The 20865-nt window shown below is 60.1% G+C and carries 21 protein-coding genes; 19 read left to right on the forward strand and 2 right to left on the reverse strand.

Translation table 11 applies throughout. The features are described 5' to 3' along the window. The first annotated feature begins 99 nt into the window (after positions 1–99). The 18 genes from ACZCWR_RS04225 (at position 100) to ACZCWR_RS04310 (ending at position 18797) form a co-directional block, all read left to right on the forward strand. Positions 100–747 (forward strand): ubiquinone biosynthesis accessory factor UbiJ, encoded by a 648-nt coding sequence (locus tag ACZCWR_RS04225; protein WP_487302475.1) that lies wholly within the window; start codon positions 100–102, stop codon positions 745–747. Positions 748–768: 21 nt separating this feature from the next. Beyond that, positions 769–2343 carry a ubiquinone biosynthesis regulatory protein kinase UbiB gene (gene ubiB / locus ACZCWR_RS04230; RefSeq protein ID WP_487302476.1) on the forward strand — a complete coding sequence of 525 codons (1575 nt, stop codon included), beginning with the start codon at positions 769–771 and terminating at the stop codon, positions 2341–2343. A 12-nt stretch (positions 2344–2355) separates the two neighbouring features. Further along, a complete protein-coding gene (locus ACZCWR_RS04235; RefSeq protein WP_487302477.1) occupies positions 2356–2955 on the forward strand; it encodes a methyltransferase in 600 nt (199 codons plus the stop codon). A 147-nt stretch (positions 2956–3102) separates the two neighbouring features. Further along, positions 3103–3477, forward strand: a complete 375-nt coding sequence (locus ACZCWR_RS04240; protein ID WP_487302478.1) for an FmdB family zinc ribbon protein — start codon at positions 3103–3105, stop codon at positions 3475–3477. A gap of 139 nt (positions 3478–3616) precedes the next feature. After that, positions 3617–4279, forward strand: coding sequence for a DUF502 domain-containing protein (locus ACZCWR_RS04245; protein ID WP_487302479.1), 663 nt, complete (start codon positions 3617–3619; stop codon positions 4277–4279). An 88-nt stretch (positions 4280–4367) separates the two neighbouring features. Next, positions 4368–6170: an aspartate--tRNA ligase gene (gene aspS / locus ACZCWR_RS04250; protein WP_487302480.1), complete on the forward strand. Its 1803-nt coding sequence runs from the start codon at positions 4368–4370 to the stop codon at positions 6168–6170. A gap of 97 nt (positions 6171–6267) precedes the next feature. Further along, a complete protein-coding gene (gene nudB, locus ACZCWR_RS04255) occupies positions 6268–6744 on the forward strand; it encodes a dihydroneopterin triphosphate diphosphatase (protein WP_487302481.1) in 477 nt (158 codons plus the stop codon). Further along, a complete protein-coding gene (locus ACZCWR_RS04260) occupies positions 6744–8042 on the forward strand; it encodes a phospholipase D-like domain-containing protein (RefSeq protein WP_487303240.1) in 1299 nt (432 codons plus the stop codon). Before nudB ends, ACZCWR_RS04260 begins: the two co-directional genes overlap by 1 nt. 324 nt (positions 8043–8366) lie before the next feature. Continuing rightward, positions 8367–9041 (forward strand): TetR/AcrR family transcriptional regulator, encoded by a 675-nt coding sequence (locus ACZCWR_RS04265; RefSeq protein ID WP_487302482.1) that lies wholly within the window; start codon positions 8367–8369, stop codon positions 9039–9041. Positions 9042–9097: 56 nt separating this feature from the next. After that, positions 9098–10888: an acyl-CoA dehydrogenase C-terminal domain-containing protein gene (locus tag ACZCWR_RS04270; protein WP_487302483.1), complete on the forward strand. Its 1791-nt coding sequence runs from the start codon at positions 9098–9100 to the stop codon at positions 10886–10888. Positions 10889–11735: 847 nt separating this feature from the next. Next, a complete protein-coding gene (locus ACZCWR_RS04275) occupies positions 11736–14162 on the forward strand; it encodes a 3-hydroxyacyl-CoA dehydrogenase/enoyl-CoA hydratase family protein (RefSeq protein ID WP_487302484.1) in 2427 nt (808 codons plus the stop codon). Between the two features lie 28 nt (positions 14163–14190). After that, positions 14191–15390: an acetyl-CoA C-acyltransferase gene (locus ACZCWR_RS04280; RefSeq protein ID WP_487302485.1), complete on the forward strand. Its 1200-nt coding sequence runs from the start codon at positions 14191–14193 to the stop codon at positions 15388–15390. Positions 15391–15420: 30 nt separating this feature from the next. Next, complete coding sequence (locus ACZCWR_RS04285) at positions 15421–16185, forward strand: enoyl-CoA hydratase (RefSeq protein WP_487302486.1); 765 nt, start codon at positions 15421–15423, stop codon at positions 16183–16185. A gap of 116 nt (positions 16186–16301) precedes the next feature. Then, on the forward strand, positions 16302–17219 hold the full coding sequence (locus ACZCWR_RS04290) for a hypothetical protein (protein WP_487302487.1): 918 nt from the start codon (positions 16302–16304) through the stop codon (positions 17217–17219). Then, complete coding sequence (locus ACZCWR_RS04295) at positions 17216–17485, forward strand: hypothetical protein (RefSeq protein WP_487302488.1); 270 nt, start codon at positions 17216–17218, stop codon at positions 17483–17485. The genes ACZCWR_RS04290 and ACZCWR_RS04295 overlap by 4 nt, the downstream gene beginning before the upstream one ends. 134 nt (positions 17486–17619) lie before the next feature. After that, positions 17620–17910, forward strand: coding sequence for a hypothetical protein (locus ACZCWR_RS04300; RefSeq protein ID WP_487302489.1), 291 nt, complete (start codon positions 17620–17622; stop codon positions 17908–17910). Next, positions 17888–18388, forward strand: a complete 501-nt coding sequence (locus ACZCWR_RS04305; protein ID WP_487302490.1) for a DUF4279 domain-containing protein — start codon at positions 17888–17890, stop codon at positions 18386–18388. The genes ACZCWR_RS04300 and ACZCWR_RS04305 overlap by 23 nt, the downstream gene beginning before the upstream one ends. A 10-nt stretch (positions 18389–18398) precedes the next feature. Next, positions 18399–18797 (forward strand): lysozyme inhibitor LprI family protein, encoded by a 399-nt coding sequence (locus ACZCWR_RS04310; RefSeq protein ID WP_487302491.1) that lies wholly within the window; start codon positions 18399–18401, stop codon positions 18795–18797. Positions 18798–18804: 7 nt separating this feature from the next. Here ACZCWR_RS04310 and fdhD read toward each other — a convergent pair whose 3' ends face one another. Next, positions 18805–19632 (reverse strand): formate dehydrogenase accessory sulfurtransferase FdhD, encoded by an 828-nt coding sequence (gene fdhD / locus ACZCWR_RS04315; RefSeq protein ID WP_487302492.1) that lies wholly within the window; start codon positions 19630–19632, stop codon positions 18805–18807. A gap of 202 nt (positions 19633–19834) precedes the next feature. On the opposite strand from fdhD, the gene ACZCWR_RS04320 reads away from it, so the two are divergent. Next, positions 19835–20314 (forward strand): nitrate reductase associated protein, encoded by a 480-nt coding sequence (locus ACZCWR_RS04320; RefSeq protein ID WP_487302493.1) that lies wholly within the window; start codon positions 19835–19837, stop codon positions 20312–20314. A gap of 15 nt (positions 20315–20329) precedes the next feature. Here the strand turns inward: ACZCWR_RS04320 and ACZCWR_RS04325 are convergent, their stop codons facing one another. After that, positions 20330–20725, reverse strand: coding sequence for an acyl-CoA thioesterase (locus ACZCWR_RS04325; protein WP_487302494.1), 396 nt, complete (start codon positions 20723–20725; stop codon positions 20330–20332). Between the last annotated feature and the right edge of the window lie 140 nt (positions 20726–20865).

Raw genomic sequence — 20865 nt, forward strand, 5'->3', positions numbered from 1 at the left:
AGAATAGAACCCGCGCGAGTTACCGCTCGCGCGGGTTTTTTCATCTCACAGCCGATGACCACAGCAGACGAATCCGCCCGTCCCGTTGCAAATCCCGCCATGAAGACCGCCTCCGGTGCGTTCGCGGCAGCAGTGAATCATCTGCTTGCGCGCGAACCGTGGGCCCGCGAGCGCCTCAAGCCGTACGCTGGCAAGTGCGTGAAGCTCTCATGCGGGCCGGTTCAACTCGCATTGATGGTGCAGGCGGACGGCTTGCTCATCGCGACGAGCGAGGCCGAGGCGGCGCGCTTCGATGTCACCATCGCCGTGCCGCTGGAGGCCGTGCCCGCGTTCCTGCAAGGCGGGCAGGCGGGCGTGATGAAGCACGTGCGCATCGAAGGCGATGCGGAGTTCGCCACGACGCTCGCCAAGCTGGCCGAACATCTGCGCTGGGACCCGGAAGAAGACCTCGCGCGCGTGATCGGCGACGCGCCCGCGCATCGCGTGGGACGCATCGCGCGCGCGCTTCAGGAACAGGCGCAGCGCACCGGTCGCAATCTGCTGGATTCGGTCGCCGAATATCTGCTCGATGAAAACCCGCAACTCGTGCGCCGAAGCGCGCTCGACGGTTTCAACGCGGAGCTGTCGAAAGCGCGCGATGCGCTGGCGCGCGTGGAGAAGCGCATCGAACGGATCGAACAACGACACCCGGACCGCGATGCTTCAGCGCGGCCCGGCGGCGAGTCCAGGCGCGACTCGCGCGAATAACGAACTGAAGCGATCTCCGACATGCGTTTTCTGCGTTTCCTCAAGATTTTCTTCACCATCGTCCGCTTCGGCCTCGACGAACTGGTGATGAGCGGCATCAACGATCGCCGGGTGCGCTATCTCATGCGCATCACGACGTTCGGCCGCAAGTTCGACATCGAGCGCGGCATTCGGCTGCGGCTCGCGCTGGAAAGCCTCGGGCCGATTTTCGTGAAGTTCGGGCAAGTGCTCTCGACGCGTCGCGATTTGCTGCCGGTCGATATCGCCGATGAACTCGCCAAGCTGCAGGATCGCGTGCCGCCGTTCGATTCGGAAGTGGCGGTCGGGATCATCGAAAAGGCGCTCGGCGCACCGATTGACGAGCTATTCGATGAGTTCGAGCGTGTGCCGGTGGCGAGCGCGTCCATCGCGCAGGTGCATTTCGGGAAGATTCGACATGGCGAGCACGCGGGCCACGCGGTTGCCGTGAAGGTGCTGCGCCCGAACATGCTGCCGGTGATCGATTCCGATCTCGCGCTCTTGCGCGATGTCGCGACATGGGCCGAACGTCTGTGGCCGGATGGCCGTCGTCTGAAACCGCGCGAAGTCGTCGCGGAGTTCGACAAATATCTGCACGACGAACTGGATTTGATGCGCGAGGCCGCCAATGGCAGTCAGCTTCGGCGCAACTTTCAGGGCCTCGATCTGCTGCTCGTGCCGGAAATGTACTGGGATCTTTCCGCGCCCACCGTGCTGACGATGGAGCGCATGGTCGGCGTGCCGATCAGTCAGGTCGAAACGCTGCGCGCGGCGGGCGTCGATATTCCGAAGCTGGCGCGCGAAGGCGTCGAAATCTTCTTCACGCAGGTGTTTCGCGATGGCTTTTTCCACGCGGACATGCACCCCGGCAACATTCAGGTGAGTCTCGCCGAAGCCACGTTCGGGCGGTATATCGCGCTGGATTTCGGGATCGTCGGGGCGCTGTCGGACTTCGACAAGAACTATCTCGCGCAGAACTTTCTCGCGTTCTTCAAGCGCGATTATCACCGCGTCGCCACGCTGCATCTGGAGTCGGGATGGGTGCCGCCGACCACGCGCGTCGAGGAACTGGAAAGCGCCATCCGCGCGGTGTGCGAACCGTACTTCGATCGCGCGCTGAAGGACATTTCGCTCGGTCAGGTGTTGATGCGGCTTTTCTCCACGTCGCGCCGCTTCAACGTGGAAATCCAGCCGCAACTCGTACTTCTGCAAAAGACGATGCTCAATGTCGAGGGACTCGGCCGTTCGCTGGACCCGGACCTCGATTTGTGGAAAACGGCCAAGCCGTATCTCGAACGTTGGATGAACGAGCAGATCGGCTGGCGCGGTTGGTACGAACGCCTGCAACTGGAAGCGCCGCAATGGAGCAAGACCATTCCGCAGTTGCCGCGTCTGATTCATTCGATTCTCGCGCAGAAGCACGACCAGCCTTCCGGCGGCAACGACGAACTCATGCGTCAGCTTATTTCCGAGCAAAAGCGCACGAATCGTCTGCTTATCACGCTGCTTGGGTTCGGCGTGGTCGCGCTGGCGGGCGCGGTCGTTTTCATCGCGCAGGTGTGGTTCGGTCATCCGTAAGGAGCGCATTTCATGAACACGCCGTCCTTCGAAAGCCGTGATCCCAATTCGCCCGGTTTCTGGGACGAACGCTTCGACCAGAACTTCACGCCGTGGGATCAGGCGGGCGTTCCCGATGCCTTCCGCGCCTTCGTCGATGGCTGGCCACGCCAAAACGTGCTGATTCCCGGCTGCGGTAACGCTTACGAAGTCGCGTATCTCGCCGACCGCGCGTGGCCCGTTCGCGCGATCGATTTTTCGCCGAGCGCCGTCGCGGCGGCACGCGCGCAATTGGGCGCGCGGGCGGATTTCGTCGAAGAAGCGGATTTCTTTGCCTACGAGCCGCCGTTCGCGCCCGACTGGATCTACGAACGCGCCTTCCTGTGCGCACTTCCGAAAGACCGCTGGCGCGATTACGCCGCGCGCATGGCCGCGTTGCTTGCACCGGGCGCGCTGCTCGCGGGCTTCTACTTTCTCGGCGCGACGCTGAAAGGGCCGCCATTCGGCATCGACCGCGCGGAACTGGATGCGCTGCTGAATCCGTACTTCGATCTGGCCGACGAACACGAAGTCACCGGCTCGATTCCCGTTTTCGCCGGACGCGAGCGCTGGCTCACGTGGCGTCGGCGTTAAAAAACACGCTTGAAAATAGCGGCCTGCGGTCTCATTTAATGACACCGCTGACAATCGGAAACGCCCCGAAAATCGCGGGTCAAAAATGGTTTGCGGCTATAATTCAAGGCTTTGCAAGCGTCGACAGATAATTGTAGGAACTGTGCCATGCCGATTTACGCGTACCGCTGCGAATCCTGCGGCCACGAAAAAGACGTGCTCCGCAAATTGAGCGATGCACCGCTCACGCAATGTCCCGAGTGCGGGAAGGACACCTTTTCCAAGCAGGTGACGGCTGCGGGCTTCCAGTTGAAAGGCTCCGGCTGGTATGTCACCGATTTCCGCAGCGGAAACAACGGCGGAAAGAGCAACGGCGCTGCGTCCGGCGACAAGGCAGAGAAATCGGAGTCCGCGCCGGCCAAGGCCGATGGCGCATCCTCCGACAGTTCGAATGGCTCGGATAGCTCGACCAGCGCGAAATCGAGCGATGGCGCTTCGTCGTCCTCCGATTCGAAACCGGCCAGCGGCGCAGGCGCAGCCTGACACCATTCTGCCCGCGGTGGCTTTGCCCGACCGCGCGCCACGGCCGCCTGAACGCGGCCGCGTTCAACCCGCCGAACCGTTCTCCCGAGACACGTGAGACACGGCGCGGCCTTCCAGCCAGGACCGTAGCGACAACAACGTGACGACGAAAAAGACTACGCTGAAATCCGTATTCCTGACCGGCCTTCTGGTGCTGGTGCCGCTCGCCATCACGCTGTGGGTGTTGGGTCTCGTGATCGGCACCATGGACCAGACGCTGCTCCTGCTGCCCGAATCGTGGCAACCGGAGCGCGTGTTCGGGTTCCACTTGCCGGGGCTGGGCGCGCTGCTCACGGTGGCGTTCATTTTCGTCGTCGGTTTGCTGACGCAGAATTTCGTCGGCCAGAAACTGGTGGGATGGTGGGACGCCATTCTTCGGCACATTCCGGTGGTCGGCCCGCTGTACACCAGCGTGAAACAGGTGTCGGACACGTTGCTGTCTTCGAGCGGCAATGCGTTCCGAAAAGCGCTATTGATCGAATATCCCCGCAAGGGCTCGTACACCATCGGATTCCTCACGGGCATTCCGGGCGGCGACGTGCTCAATCATCTGGAAGGCGATCACGTGAGCGTCTACGTGCCGACCACGCCGAATCCCACCTCGGGCTTCTTCCTGATGATGCCGAAAAGCGAAGTCGTCGAACTGGATATGACCGTCGACGCCGCACTGAAGTACATCGTCTCGATGGGCGTCGTGGCCCCTGCGATGAGCGCGCCGGCATCGGTCGCGCCAGCGCCCCGGCCCACCGAGCCGCCGATGTAATGCCGGCGCGCGCGCACCGGCGCCGGCCGAAAGAAGCTGACACGTACGCGCGAGCCGTTGATCAACGAACAACGAAAGACACAACATCATGTCGATGCGATCTGAATACTGCGGTCTGGTGACCGAAGCCCTGCTCGGGCAAACCGTCTCGCTGTGCGGCTGGGTGCATCGCCGCCGCGATCACGGTGGCGTTATCTTCATCGACCTGCGCGATCGCGAAGGCCTCGTGCAGGTCGTGTGCGATCCGGACCGCGCCGAAATGTTCAAGGTGGCCGAAGGCGTGCGCAACGAGTTCTGCGTGCAGGTGAAGGGCGTCGTGCGCAATCGTCCGGAAGGCACCGTCAACGCCAATCTGACGAGCGGCAAGATCGAAGTGCTGTGTCAGGAACTCGTGGTGCTGAACGCGTCGGTCACGCCGCCGTTCCAGTTGGATGACGACAACCTGTCGGAAACCACGCGCCTCACGCATCGCGTGCTCGACCTGCGCCGTCCGCAGATGCAGAAGAACCTTCGCCTGCGCTATCGCGTGGCGATGGAAGTGCGCAAGTATCTGGATGCGCAAGGTTTCATCGACATCGAAACGCCGATGCTGACCAAGAGCACGCCCGAAGGCGCGCGCGATTATCTCGTGCCGTCGCGCGTGAACGCGGGCCAGTTCTTCGCGCTGCCGCAATCGCCGCAGTTGTTCAAGCAATTGCTGATGGTCGCGAACTTCGACCGTTACTACCAGATCACCAAGTGCTTCCGCGACGAAGACCTGCGCGCGGACCGTCAGCCGGAATTCACGCAGATCGATTGCGAAACCTCGTTCCTCACGGAGCAGGAAATCCGCGATCTGTTCGAGAACATGATCCGCCACGTCTTCAAGGAGACGATGGATGTCGCGCTGCCGGAAAAATTCCCGGTCATGCTGTATTCGGAAGCCATGCGTCGCTTCGGTTCGGACAAGCCCGACCTGCGCGTGAAGCTCGAATTCGCCGATCTGACGGACGCGGTGAAGGACGTGGACTTCAAGGTGTTCAGCATGCCCGCGAACTCGAAGGATGGCCGCGTGGCTGCCTTGCGCGTGCCGAAGGGCGGCGAGCTTTCGCGTGGCGATATCGACGGTTACACGGAATTCGTGCGCATCTACGGCGCGAAGGGTCTGGCGTGGATCAAGGTCAACGACAAGACGCGCGGCCGTGACGGTCTGCAAAGCCCGATCGTCAAGAACCTGCACGATGCGGCGCTCGCGGCCATCATGGAGCGCACCGGCGCGCAGGACGGCGACATCGTGTTCTTCGCGGCGGATCGCGCGAAGGTGGTGAACGACAGCCTCGGCGCGTTGCGTCTGAAGATCGGTCATTCGGAGTTCGGCCGTAACACGGGCCTGCTCGAAACCGGCTGGAAGCCGCTGTGGGTGATCGACTTCCCGATGTTCGAGTACGACGAGGAAGAAAACCGCTACGTGGCGGCGCATCACCCGTTCACGAGCCCGAAGGACGAGCACCTCGAATACCTCGAAACGGACCCGGGCCGTTGCCTCGCGAAGGCATACGACATGGTGCTGAACGGCTGGGAAATCGGCGGCGGTTCCGTGCGTATTTTCCAGGAAGACGTGCAGAGCAAGGTGTTCCGCGCGCTCAAGATCGGCGCGGAAGAAGCGCAACTCAAGTTCGGCTTCCTGCTCGACGCGTTGCAGTACGGCGCGCCGCCGCACGGTGGTATCGCGTTCGGTCTGGACCGCGTCGTCACGCTGATGTCCGGTGCTGATTCGATCCGCGACACCATCGCGTTCCCGAAGACGCAGCGCGCGCAGGATCTGCTCACGCAAGCGCCGAGCGAAGTGGACGAGCGCCAGTTGCGTGAGTTGCATATCCGCTTGCGTCAGCCGGAGCAGAAACAGCACTAAGCATCTTCGTTTGTCGATGTGATGAAAAAGGCGCCACGTGCGCCTTTTTCGTTTTTTGCGTTACAGTCCTTCGCAGAGAACACGACACAACAACGACATGCAGAAGCCGCCCAAAATTCCTGAATCCGTGCTGGTCGTGATTCACACGCCGGAACTCGACGTGCTCATCATCGAACGCGTGGATCATCAAGGCTTCTGGCAGTCCGTCACGGGCTCGAAGGACCGCATCGACGAGCCGTTGACCGAGACCGCCGCGCGCGAAGTGCAGGAGGAGACGGGCATCGTTATCGGCGGGACGCTCGTGCCGGAGAACGCGCTGCTGGACTGGCATCACAGTATTCAGTACGAAATTTATCCGCAGTGGCGGCACCGTTATGCGCCGGGTGTCGAGCGCAACACGGAGCATCAGTTCAGTCTGCTCGTGCCGCATTGTCTCGAAGTGACGCTCGCGCCGCGCGAACATACTTCGCACTTGTGGCTGCCGTTTCGCGAGGCCGCCGACCGCTGCTTTTCATGGTCGAACCGCGAAGCCATTCTGCAGTTGCCCGAGCGCCGCGCGGCGTATAACCGATGATGTCCGTGCGTCCGCGGCGCAGCTTCAAACGACTGCGTCAGGCGCTGTTTTCGGGCAAGCGTCCGCTGCGGTTTTGCTTCACATCGGGCAACGACGTTCGCATCTTCAAGGGCGGCGTGCAGTTCTTTCCCGCGCTGATCGAACGTATCGATCAGGCGATGAAATCGGTGTGGCTCGAAACGTATATCTTCGCCAACGACGATTCGGGCCGCGCAGTGTCGGACGCGCTCGTGCGCGCGGCGCAGCGTGGCGTGGTGGTGCGTGTCATCACCGATGGCATCGGCACGGACAAGAACCTGCCGTTCTTCACGCTCTGGAACGAGAGCGGCATGGATCATCGCGTCTATAACCCGCATTTGCTGTTCGGGCCGCAGGGCTGGTCGCGCACGCATCGCAAGCTGGCGATCGTGGATGGCACGTACGCGTTTTGTGGCGGCATCAATATCGTCGATGACTACGATCAGAACGGCGTGCAACTCGACACACCGCGCTGGGACTTCGCGATGGAAGCGCGCGGCCCGGTCGTGGAAGACGTGCGCGAGGCATTCGATCTGCAATGGCAACGCATTCGTCTTGGCGTGAAGCCGCGCCAGCCGCGTCAGCCGAATTGCGAAGATGGAACACCAGCGAGCGAGAGCGAACAGCATCAGACGCGCTGGGGCGCACGCCGCGCTGCGCGAGCGCGTCGCCGTGCGCGGCTCGGCGAGATTCACGCGGTGGATCAGCCGTGCGTCGCGTTCGTCGCGCGTGACAATCTGCAAAACCGCCGTGCGATCGAGAAAGCGTATCTGCGCGCGATCGCTCATGCGGAGAGCGAAGTATTGCTTGCGAATCCTTATTTCATGCCGGGCCGCAGACTGCGCCGCGCGTTGTCGAGTGCCGCGCAGCGTGGCGTGCGCGTGTCGCTCGTGATCGGACGCAAGGAATTCGTCGCGCTCGATTACGCCACGCCGTTTCTCTACGGCAACTTGCTCAAGCATGGCGTGCGCATCGCCGAATATGAGAAGACGATCCTTCACGGCAAGGTGGCAGTGGTCGATGCGGACTGGGCGACGATCGGTTCATCGAACCTCGATGCACTCTCGCTCGTGCTGAACAACGAGGCCAACATGGTGCTCGTCAATCATCCGGAGATTGGCGGCTTGCACGACGCCATTCTTCAGGCGTTTGACGATGGACGGCCGATCGATGAAAAACATTACGGCGCGCGCCCAATCGGCGAGCGAGCCCTCAATTGGCTCGCCTATAACACTTATCGACTGATGATGAAGATTATTACCATCGGACAGTACGACTAAGTAGCTATTTATATCGCTTTCAGGCAAAAATCGAGCTGCGCAACGCTGCTGAACTCAATCAAGAGCCTGAATTCGCAAAGATCTAAGGCGGTCTCGCGCTTCTGCAAACGATTCCCATGAAATGGGAACCCGGGCAGTCACTAACATCTTTTTGCGGACAACCAGCGACAATAAGCTGGATCAATGTTGCGATTTATCCTATAGACAACAACGATCACATTAGAAACGAGTGTCTAAAAAAGTGCTTGTAACACAAGAGGCCGGCCACAATAATAGAACGGCCGTTCGATTCCACGGGCAACACAAGAGAACGGTAGGGACATCATGCGAAAAGGCGAACAGACGCGGGCCGCGATTCTCGACGCAGCGCTTGACTTGGCGAGCCGCGATGGGCTGGAGGGTCTCACCATCGGCCTTTTGGCCGAGCGCATGCAGATGAGCAAGAGCGGCGTATTCGCGCATTTCGGATCGCGCGAAGATTTGCAGGTGGAAGTAGTGCGCGAGTATCACCGCCGGTTCGAGGACGAAGTCTTTTTCCCGAGCCTGCGAGAGCCGCGCGGTCTTTCACGCTTGCGCGCGATGATGAACCGCTGGATGGAGAAGCGCATCCAGGAAGTGACGACCGGCTGCATCTACATCAGCGGCGCGGTGGAATACGATGACCGGGCCGCAAGCGCGGTGCGCGAGCAGTTGGTGCACAGCGTGACCATGTGGCGGGATGCGCTGTTGCGCGCGATCCGCCAGTCGAAGGAAGAGGGGCATCTGATGGCGGATACCGATCCGCAACTGATGCTTTTCGAGTTGTACAGCTTCACGCTCGGCCTGCATCATGACGCGCGCTTCCTGCATTTGCCCGAAGCCGTGCAATTGACGCGGGACGCGCTCGAAAAGACGATCGTGTCGTATCAGATGCCGGGCTCGAACGGCAACACTTCGCAGATACTTGCGACCCCAAGCCCGGCGGCGACATTGTCATCGCATCAAACCGACAGCCGTTAGCGACGCTGCCCGAGGCGGCGTGCGACGGTTGAGCCTTAGGAAACCGGAGAGACTCAATGGGACAGTACGCCGCCCCGATTCGCGACATGCAATTCGTGCTGCACGAGTTGCTGGACGTCGAAGCCGAACTGAAGCACATGCCGAAACACGCCGATTTGGACGCCGACACCATCAATCAGGTGTTGGAGGAGGCGGGCAAGTTCTGCTCCGAAGTCGTGTTCCCGCTCAACCAGAGCGGCGACCGCGAAGGCTGCACGTATGCGGGCGACGGCGTGGTCAAGACGCCGGCCGGTTTCAAGGAAGCCTATCGGCAATACGTCGAAGCGGGCTGGCCTGCGCTCGGGTGCGATCCCGAGTTCGGCGGGCAGGGCTTGCCGGCGTTCGTCAACAACGCGCTGTACGAGATGCTCAACTCGGCCAATCAGGCATGGACGATGTACCCCGGCCTCTCGCACGGCGCGTATGAGTGCCTTCATGCGCATGGCACGCCGGATCAACAGTCTGTCTATCTTCCCAAACTGGTTTCCGGCGAATGGACCGGCACGATGTGCCTGACCGAACCGCATTGCGGAACGGACTTGGGCATTTTGCGCACCAAGGCCGAGCCGAACGGCGATGGTTCGTATGCGCTCACCGGCACGAAGATTTTTATTTCGAGCGGCGAGCACGACATGGCTGAGAACATCGTCCATTTGGTGCTGGCGCGGTTGCCGGGTGCGCCCAAGGGCACCAAGGGCATTTCGCTGTTCATCGTGCCGAAGTTCGTGCCGGATGCGAGCGGTGCGCCGGGCGAGCGTAATGGCATCAAGTGCGGGTCCATCGAGCACAAGATGGGCATTCACGGCAATGCGACCTGCGTGATGAACCTGGATGGCGCGAAAGGCTGGCTCGTCGGTGAGGACAACAAGGGCCTCAATGCCATGTTCGTGATGATGAACGCGGCGCGGCTCGGTGTCGGCATGCAGGGGTTAGGTCTCACGGAAGTGGCGTATCAGAATTCGCTCGTGTATGCGAAAGAGCGTTTGCAGATGCGTTCCTTGACCGGCCCGAAGGCGCCGGAGAAAGCGGCTGATCCGATCATCGTGCATCCGGATGTGCGGCGGATGTTGCTCACGCAGAAGGCTTATGCCGAGGCGGGGCGGGCGTTTGCTTATTGGGCCGCGCTCAATATCGACAAGGAACTGTCGCACGAGGATGAAGGCGTGCGTCGCGAGGCGGCGGATTTTGTGGCGTTGCTGACGCCGGTCATCAAGGCATTCCTCACGGATAACGCCTTCGAAGGCACGAACATGGCGATGCAGATTTACGGCGGGCACGGGTTCATCTCCGAATGGGGCATGGAGCAGTACGTGCGCGATGCGCGCATCAACATGATTTATGAAGGGACGAATTCTATTCAGGCGCTGGATCTGCTCGGGCGGAAGGTGCTTGGGGATATGGGCGCTCGGCTTAAGCGCTTTGGTAAGTTGGTGGCGGCTTTTGTTGAGGAAGAAGGCGTCAGGCCGGAGATGCAGGAGTTTGTAAATCCGCTTGCCGATATCGGGGATAAGGTGCAGAAGCTCACGATGGAGATCGGGATGAGGGCTATGCAGAATCCTGATGAAGTTGGGGCGGCTGCGGTGCCTTATCTTCGTGTGGTTGGGCATCTGGTGTTTGCTTACTTCTGGGCGCGCATGGCACGTGTGGCGCTCGATAAGGCTTCTTCTTCTGGCGATGCGTTTTATAAGGGCAAGCTCGCCACTGCGCGGTTTTATTTTGCCAAGCTGTTGCCGGAGACGGCTTCTGCTATTCGTGCGGCGCGCGCTGGCGCTAAGCCTATGATGGAGTTTGATGAGGCTTTGTTTTAAGGGCTTTTTTGTTTTGTGGAAGGGGCTGCTGGTTTTTGGGTCTTTATTGCAGTAGCCGCCTCCCCGGCGGGGGGGTAACTTTCTTTGCTGCTGCAAAGAAAGTCACCAAAGAAAGCAGCTTTTTACCCCATGCACGATGGCTGGAAAGTGTTGGTCTGGATTAACGATACAGTGGCCGCAATAGGACTTCCCTCGTGTGGCCACTCGTATAGGCAACCTAACGATCACTTGCTCGAACACTCAAAGAGAAGTGGACCGCATTCATTCGTTCGGCCATGCGCTGCGCGCGCCGAGAGCTTTAGAACGGAATCCCGCAGCGTGCATGTGCCCAGCCACCTCGAACAACATCGCAATCATGCTATTCGGCCCTACCTCGATCAACGCTTCAATGAAAGTAATACGGCAACCGCAACGGGTGGCGCATTCCGCGTTAGCGCTAACCAAGGTAGGGCCGAATAGCAATCTTGCGGGGAGGCGTGATGTGGCTGGACGCTTGCATGCTGCGGGATTCCGTTCTTACGTTCTCGGCGCGCGCAGCGCATGGCCGAAAGAATGAATGCGGACCACGAACACCAAAGGATTCGAGCACGTGATCGCGAGGTTGCCCATGTGCTTAACCGAACGAAGGACATCCCAATGCGGCCACTGTATTGTTAATCCAGACCAACACTTTCCAGCCATCGTGCCTGGGGTAAAAAGCTGCTTTCTTTGGTGACTTTCTTTGCAGCAGCAAAGAAAGTTACCCCCCCGCCGGGGAGGCGGCTACTGCAATAAAGACACAAACAGAAGCAGCCCTTTGCACGCCAAAACAACACCAGCAAACAGCACCATGGAGCACCAAAAACCCGTGAGCACATTGAACATCAAAAAAGTCGCCGTCCTCGGCGCCGGCGTAATGGGCGCCCAAATCGCCGCCCATTTGATCAACGCGCGCGTCCCGGTCCTCCTTTTCGACCTGCCCGCAAAACAAGGCCCAAAGAACGCCATAGCGCAGAAGGCAATCGAGAACCTAAAAAAGCTCTCCCCCGCGCCGCTAGGCACAAAAGACGACGCCAACTACATAGAACCAGCAAACTACGAAGACGACATCGCGAAGCTAAAAGACTGCGACCTCGTCATCGAGGCCATCGCCGAGCGCATGGACTGGAAGCACGACCTCTACAAAAAAGTCTCCCCGCACATTGCGGAAAACGCCATCTTCGCCAGCAACACTTCAGGTCTTTCGATCACCGAACTATCGAACGGCTTCAGTGAAGACTTGAAAAAACGCTTCTGCGGCGTGCATTTCTTCAACCCGCCGCGCTACATGCACTTGGTGGAACTGATCCCCACAAAAGACACAAACCCGGAAATCCTCGACCAACTCGAAACCTTCCTGACGAGCGTAATCGGCAAGGGCGTAGTCCGCGCAAAAGACACACCGAACTTCATCGCCAACCGCGTCGGTGTTTTCTCGATCCTCGCCGTCATCGCCGAAGCCGAAAAATACGGCCTGCGTTTCGACGAAGTGGATGACCTGACCGGCGCACGCCTGGGCCGCGCAAAATCGGCAACGTTCCGCACGGCAGATGTCGTCGGCCTCGACACAATGGCCCACGTCATCAAAACGATGCAGGACAACCTGCCCGACGACCCGTTCTTCCCCGTCTACAAAACGCCCCCGGTGCTCGAAGCACTCGTGAAAAACGGCGCACTCGGCCAGAAAACCGGCGCGGGCTTCTATCGCAAGGAAGGCAAGGCGATCAAGGTGCTCGACCCGAAAACCGCGCAATACATCGACGGCGGCGCGAAGGCGGAGGAAATCATCGGCCGCATTCTGAAGCGCCCGCCCGCCGAACGCTTCAAGCTCCTGCGCGAAACCGACAACAAGCAGGCGCAGTTCCTCTGGGCGATCTTCCGCGACGTGTTTCACTACATCGCGGTGCAACTGGATTCGATCGCCGACAACGCGCGCGATGTCGATCTCGCCATCCGCTGGGGCTTCGGCTGGAATCAAGGGCCGTTCGAAAGCTGGCAGGCGGCAGGCTGGCAACAGATCGCGAAGTGGGTGCAGGAAGACATCGATGCGGGCAAGGCGCTGTCGAACGCACCGCTGCCCGCGTGGGTGCTCGACGGTCCCGTCGCGGAGAAAGGCGTGCATACGGAGGAAGGTTCGTGGTCGCCCGCCGAACGCCGCTACGTGCCGCGCTCCACGCTGCCGGTCTACAAGAGGCAAGTGTTTCGCGCCCCGCTCGTCGGCGAAACGAACGCCGATCCGAAGACCTTCGGCAAGACGCTGTTCGAAACCGACAGCGTGCGCGCATGGCTCGACGACGAACAAAGTGATGTCGTCATCGTCTCGTTCAAGACGAAGATGAACACCATCGGTCCGGGCGTGATCGAAGGTTTGTCGAAGGCGATCGATCTCGCCGAGAAGGACTATCGCGCGGTCGTGATCTGGCAACCCGCGTCGCTGCAACTCGGCGCGCCGGGCGGTCCGTTCTCGGCGGGCGCGAATCTCGAAGAAGCCATGCCCGCGTTCATGATGGGCGGCGCGAAAGGCATCGAGCCGTTCGTGAAGGGATTCCAGCAAGGCATGCTGCGCGTGAAGTACGCGAACGTGCCGGTGGTGTCGGCGGTGTCGGGCCTTGCGCTCGGCGGCGGCTGCGAACTGGTGCTGCATTCTGCCAAACGCGTCGTGCATATCGAAAGCTACATGGGTCTGGTTGAAATCGGCGTAGGCCTCGTGCCTGCGGGCGGTGGTTTGAAAGAAGCCGCGTTGCGCGCAGCCGAAGCCGCCAGCGCCGTCAACGCGACGAACGACCTGCTCAAGTTCCTGCAGAAGTCCTTCGAAAACGCGGCGATGGCGAAGGTCTCTGCCTCGGCCTTCGAAGCCCGCGCAATGGGTTATCTCAAGCCATCCGACACCATCGTCTTCAACGTGCACGAACTGCTCGATATCGCGAAGACGGAAGCACGCGCACTCGCCGATGCCGGTTATCGCCCGCCGTTGCGCGTGAAGCAAGTGCCGGTCGCCGGACGTTCGGCGATCTCGACCATCAAGGCGTCGCTGGTGAACATGCGCGATGGCCGGTTCATCAGCGATCACGATTATCTGATCGCGGGCCGCATCGCGGAGGCCATGTGCGGTGGCGATGTCGAAGGCGGCAGTCTCGTCGATGAAGAATGGCTGCTGGCGCTGGAACGCCGCGCGTTCGTCGAACTGCTCGGCACGCAGAAGACGCAGGAGCGGATCATGGGCATGTTGCAGACCGGCAAGCCGGTTCGCAACTGAGCGCGCGACATACGGAGCTTTGAACAAAATGACACGACAACTTCAAGACGCATATATCGTCGCGGCCAGCCGCACGCCGATCGGCAAGGCGCCCCGCGGCATCTTCAAGAACACGCGGCCGGACGAACTGCTGGTCCACGCGATCAGACACGCCGTCGCGCAGGTGCCGGGGCTGGATACGAGCGTGATCGAGGATGCCATCATCGGCTGCGCGATTCCCGAAGCCGAGCAAGGGCTGAACGTGGCGCGCATGGGCGCGTTGCTGGCGGGGCTGCCGAACACGGTCGGCGGCGTGACGGTGAACCGCTTCTGCGCGTCCGGCCTGACGGCGCTGGCGATGGCGGCGGACCGCATCCGCGTGGGCGAAGCGGAGGCGATGATCGCGGGCGGCTGCGAATCCATGAGCATGGTGCCGATGATGGGCAACAAGCCGTCGCTGTCGCCGCATATCTTCGATCGCAACGAGGACGTGGGCATCGCGTATGGCATGGGTTTGACGGCCGAGCGCGTGGCCGAACGCTGGAAGGTGAGCCGCGAGGCGCAGGACGCGTTCGCGGTGGAGTCGCATCGGCGGGCGCTCGCGGCGCAACAGTCCGGCGAATTCGCGGATGAAATCGCCGCTTACGCGCTGAACGAACGCTTCCCGGATCTCGCCTCGGGCGAAGTGCGCGTGAATGCCCGCGAGATCGCGCTGGACGAAGGTCCGCGCGAAGGCACCTCGATGGAAGCGCTCGCGAAGCTCAAACCCGTGTTTGCCAACAAAGGCTCGGTAACGGCGGGGAACAGCTCGCAGACATCGGATGGCGCGGGCGCGTTGATCGTCGTCTCCGAGAAGATGCTGAAGCAGTTCAACCTCACGCCGCTTGCGCGTTTCGTGAGTTTCGCGGTGCGCGGCGTGCCGCCGGAGATCATGGGCATCGGGCCGAAGGAAGCGATTCCGGCGGCGTTGAAGGCGGCGGGTCTGAAGCAGGACGACATCGACTGGATCGAACTGAACGAAGCGTTCGCGGCGCAATCGCTGGCGGTGATTCAGGATCTCGGGCTGGATACGTCGAAGGTCAATCCGCTGGGCGGCGCGATTGCGCTCGGGCATCCGCTCGGCGCGACGGGCGCGATCCGCGCGGCGACCGTCGTGCATGGTCTGCGCCGACGCAACCTGAAGTACGGCATGGTGACGATGTGCGTCGGCACCGGCATGGGCGCGGCGGGCATCATCGAACGGCTTTGATGCCGACACGACGAAGGGGAGACAGCGGACATGGATATTTTCATCGAGCGTGCGGACGGGGTGTTGAGCGTCGTGCTCAACCGGCCTGACAAGAAGAACGCGATTACATCGGCGATGTATCAGGAAATGGCCGATGCCTTCTACGAAGCGGAGAAAGACGCCACCGTGCGCGCGGTGCTGTTGCGCGCGAACGGCGGCGTGTTCAGCGCGGGCAATGACATCGAAGACTTCATTTCTGCACCGCCCTCCGGCCTCGATGCGCCCGTGTTCCAGTTCCTGAAGCGCATCAGCCGGTGCCCGAAGCCTATCGTCGCGGCGGTGCCGGGCGTGGCGGTGGGCATCGGCACGACGATGCTGTTGCATTGCGATCTGGTCTATGCCACTTCGGCGACGAAGTTTTCGTTGCCGTTTGCGCAGCTTGGGTTGTGTCCGGAAGCGGCGTCGAGCTTGTTGCTGCCGCGTGGCGCGGGGTATCAGCGCGCGGCGGAAAAGCTGCTGCTCGGCGAGGCGTTCGATGCGAACGAAGCGGTGAGCATGGGGTTCGTGAATGGGTTGATCGAGCCGGGTGAGCTTGAGGCTTATGCGTTTTCGAAGGCGAAGAAACTGGCGGCGTTGCCTGCGTCTTCGTTGCGGGTGACGAAGGCGTTGATGAAGGATGCGCAGGCGGGGGAGGTATCGGCGCGGATGGAAGCCGAGGCTGAGGTGTTCGCGCGGATGTTGGGGGAGCCGGCGGCGAAGGAGGCGTTTCGGGCTTTTGTGGAGAAGAGGAAGCCGGATTTTGGGCGGTTCGAATAGTAGCGAAACGATCTGTCTTAGCAGCGCTTCCCGTTGTCAAAAATTGAATCACCTCTAAGAACGTAGGATTGCTGTCCTTTAGGATCAGCAATCCTACTTTCGTATCTGGAGGTGAGATGTCGTTTCCCGAATGGGGGCATTCATATAACGCGCTTTATCTGCCATTGAGCAGGGATTTGCAATGCGCGCTCGTACCTTCTCGCGAACTGCCGCAAGTCGATCGCGGATGGCGTCTATCCTTCGAAGAACGCAAGAAAAAAAAGAAAGAACGGCAAGAGCAGATCGAAAAGGATCGACAAGACTTCGAACGGCTATTTGCGCTGGATATGAATCGGCGTCAGGCGGCGGGTTGCATCGAATTTAAAGAGTGCGTTGAGTTCATCAATCGCAATCTGCGGGCATCGAGTTGGGACTTGCTCGATGGTGCAGGCGTCAGCCGCGTACTGCGCGATGCCGTGCGCGACAAGACAATCATTCCTGAGATCGCCCGGAATTGGCGCGGCGAACAACGCGTGTTCAGGCATTACGCGCCGCAACGTTGGGCGGAAAGAAGGGCTGGAGGTCACGGTAATGCGGAGGCTTTGACTTGGAAGGAATTCGACGCGCTTAAGCGGGCAAATGGCGAATGGCCCGCGTGGAATTCCTCCGTCGCCATTGATGCCATTGGCAACGGACGCGGCTTCGACTGGTCGGGCGTGGTCGATGCTGCCGCTAAAGCTGGATCGGGCCTCGCGGAAGACAATCGTGGCGAGGATTCGATCTGCCGGAGCCTTCAGGATTCTGATAACGATGAATCGTTGCTTGGCGATGCGCAGCCGTTCGAGTACGGGCAAGATGGCGTGTCGAGTAAAACACAAGACATCGCCGGGGTACTTCTTACACCCGCAGAAGAATCCCAATGCGAGCTTCAATACAATCTGGATATGGCCGAATGCAGCGCCTATGCAGCAATGGACAAGCGGTATTGGGGTGTGTGCACGGAGCGAGCCATGGGACGATATTCAAATTGCCTTAGAGGGAGGTTCGTCGAATGAGACCTAAGTCGCGTTGCGTCGTTATAGCTTACGACGAAGACAGCAACCAGATCGAAACATGCACGGTCGATCGTGAGGCGATTGAACAACTACGGACCGCGTCGATGATTATGCCGTGGTCAGTTGCCGATCATGGCGGAAAATTGGATGACGAATTTGCGCGTAAGTTGGGCGGCGCGTCACTGCTTTTGCTGGCAATACAGCAGCCAGCGCTGAACTCCTACATCACGGTGACCAAGGATTTTGGCAAGGATGATGGGGCCTAAGTTTGTGCCCTGACAACAGGAGCTCAAGCAACCTGTGAGTACAACGGACGAACCGCTAGCGCAGGACGGCTAAAAGCAATCAATTCCACGATTGGTACGTAGACACACTACACGTCTCGAAAGAGCGTGAGACGTTGACGCTCGGCCTGTTCCTTCAGGACCGACGTGCATCTGTATCGTTTGTCGGCATGAATCGATGTGTGCTCGAAAATCTGAGTCTTCAAAATATTGTGTATGGCATTGAAGTGCTTGAACCCGGCACGCCGCGTCACGCAAAAGCGGAGCGCATTTTGGCTAAGGCGGAGCCATGGAACGACAGTAAGGCCGACGTGATCGCACAGCTATTTTCCACGTGTGGCGTAGAAGTGGTTGTCGAGTTCGGTACGCTTGAAGTACGGGAAGATGGCCCACCCGCTGCGCTATGAAGTTATGGCCTCGGAGGCAAACATCATGACGACCTGTACAACTCGGCAACGTGCAAAGCGCGCGCCAACTGTTCCACTCGCGTACGCCTCCTTCACCATTTCCGGCGATGCCGTCGAGTCTGACTTCTGGACTCAGTATTTTCACCACGTACCCGACATTGCCGTGGCGAAGGGCGACCCGATCAACGACACGACCGGGCAGGGGCGAATCCTGACACGCCGGACCGGCGTATGGGGCATCAAAAGTAAGGGAAAGGTGGAGAGCGACCTCTTGGAACCGCATCTGCGTTTCTTGATCGCTGCACTTAAACTGCCACGCGTTGATCTCCGTGAACAGATCGAACAACAGAAAGCGATGGTTCGCTTCTTCTGCTATTGGCGCAATGCATCCGGCGACCGAGTGCCAGCCATCCCCAACGACATTCACGCCATCATTCAATCCCTCGGCGGCACCGTCGAGATAGACGAATACCGATAACGGACCCTCAATGCGATCCACCACTCTATGCGCCGCGATACTCCTCACATGCGCGGCATCGCCTACATGGGCGCAGCAAGCGGAATGCAGCGCCGCCCCCACCCAACTCGCGATGGACGAATGCATCGGCAAGAACCTGAAAGCCGCCGATCAAAAGCTCAACGAAACCTATCGCGCATTACTCGCCAAGGTCAGCAAGGACGGCGCGGAACAACTTCGCAAGGCTCAACGCGCCTGGGTCGGCTGGCGCGATGCCCAATGCGAGTTCGACAACATGGGCACGCGTGGCGGCAGCATCAATTCGTCGATGTTTTCGATGTGCGTCGAGAACCTCACGCGCGCGCAGACAAAGCATCTCGACGACCAATTGCACTGCAAAGAAGGCGATATGGCGTGCGGCGGGCAATAAGCGAAAGCTACTCCCCCCCATACTCCACAAACCCACTCTCCCTAACAAAACTCACCAATCGCACCTCCGCCTGCTTCGCAATCGCAATCGCCAGCGAAGTCGGCGCAGAGATGGTCGCGACCATCGGCACACCCATACGCGCCGACTTGCGCACCAACTCATAACTCGCGCGACTCGACAAAAACACAAACCCTTGTGTCGTGTCCTCGCGTTGCAACACGAGATGACCGATGAGTTTATCCAGCGCGTTATGCCGCCCCACATCCTCGAACGCATGACGAACCGCGCCGGTTTCATCGCACCATGCAGCCGCGTGCAAGCCGCCAGTCAGCTTCGTCAATCGCTGATGCGCGGGCAACTCACGCGCCGCCCGCTCGATGGCATCCGGCGATAGCTTCTCAAGAAACCCCGTCTGCGGCACGACCTCAGCCTGCAAATCCAGCAGTTCGATACTCTCGATCCCACACACGCCACAACCCGTCCTACCTGCCAACGCCCGTCGCTTATCCTTCAACGCAACGAACGCTTGCTGCACGACTTGCAGATGCACTTCCGCATGCGGCAGCGCAGCGCCATCGTCGCGATATTTGACCTCGATATCCTGAATATCGCTGCCGCGCTCCACGATGCCCTCGCTCAGCGAAAACCCCACCGCGAACGCTTCGAGATCGCGCGGCGTACACATCATCACCGCATGCGAGATGCCGTTATAAACCAGCGCGACCGGCCACTCCTGACCGATGTCATCATCCGCGAGCGTCGTCTCGCCTTTGCGATGACGACGCACCTGCCGCTTTACAAAGCCGGGTTGATCGTCCGTTTCGATTGGGTTCAATTTATGTGTGCTCCTGACCGCTTTGCCCGGCAAGACTTCGGGTAAAGTCGGGTATGTCACTTGCTGCTTTACCGTGCTGCATGTGATAAACAGAGAATATGCAAGTGGCTACTTGGATCGACGACAACAACGAGACTTCTACAATAACTTAAGCGGGCGCCTCGCGCCGCCACGCTCTTACCCATCCAACGAGGCTATCGCCATGGGACTTTACGACGCCGCCCGTCTGTTCGGCTTCGAGGTCGAATCCTCGGACAATCTTCGCTTCATTCCGCTTGCCGTGCGTTTCAATCTGGACCGCTTCGGCATGCGCATATCGCTCGACGAATGGCGCATGCTGCCGTTCGAGGATCGCTCGCTGCTCGCGCGCTTTCCCATCGAGGACGAAGCCGAACTCGAAAAGAACTTCGACCTCGCAATCGAAGAGATGATGAAAACGCACGCCAACAGCGAGCCGGAAAAAATCGAACGCGACAACGATCCGGTCTGGGCGCACGCGGATGCCGTGCCGGAAACGGTCATCCGTCAGGCGAGCTTATGTGGCGTGAGCGCGCCGAGCCTGTCGCAATGGGCGCGGCTCGAACGCTTTCAACGCTATGCGCTTGCCAAACTGTCGCGCAACACGGACAAGCAGAACCACGACTTCCTGCCCGCCATGCGCGAATTCGGCCTCACGCAGTAATTCGCTTTCTTCAGCTTAATCGATGGCCGGCAACACGCGCGGCCGACGATCGTGATCCGTGGCGACATAAGTCAGCGTCGCCTCTGTCACCTTGACGACCTCATCGGCAAGCCGCATGCGCTGCGCCCAGACTTCGACATACACCGTCACCGATGTATTGCCGGTCTTCACGACATCGGCATAGAAGCTCAGCAAGTCGCCGACGAACACCGGATGCTTGAACAAAAACGAGTTGACCGCGACGGTCGCGACACGTCCGTTCGCACGCCGCGCCGCCGGAATGGAACCGGCAATATCCACCTGCGCCATGATCCACCCGCCGAACACGTCACCGTGAACGTTGGCATCGGCGGGTTGAGGAACGACGCGAAGGGCGACCGGCTTTTGGGGAAGACTGGATTCTTGAGGCATGGCAGCGGGCTCACGTCGATGCCGCAAAGGTATGAACCTGAAAGCGGCCCCTTGAACCTTCTGCGACAATGCTTATTTATCGGTCAGGCCCGGCGCGTGAAGGCGCGCGGGCGTGCAGTAAATTGTACGGGAAAGCACGC

The sequence above is a fragment of the Caballeronia sp. A2-2 genome (assembly GCF_057612605.2).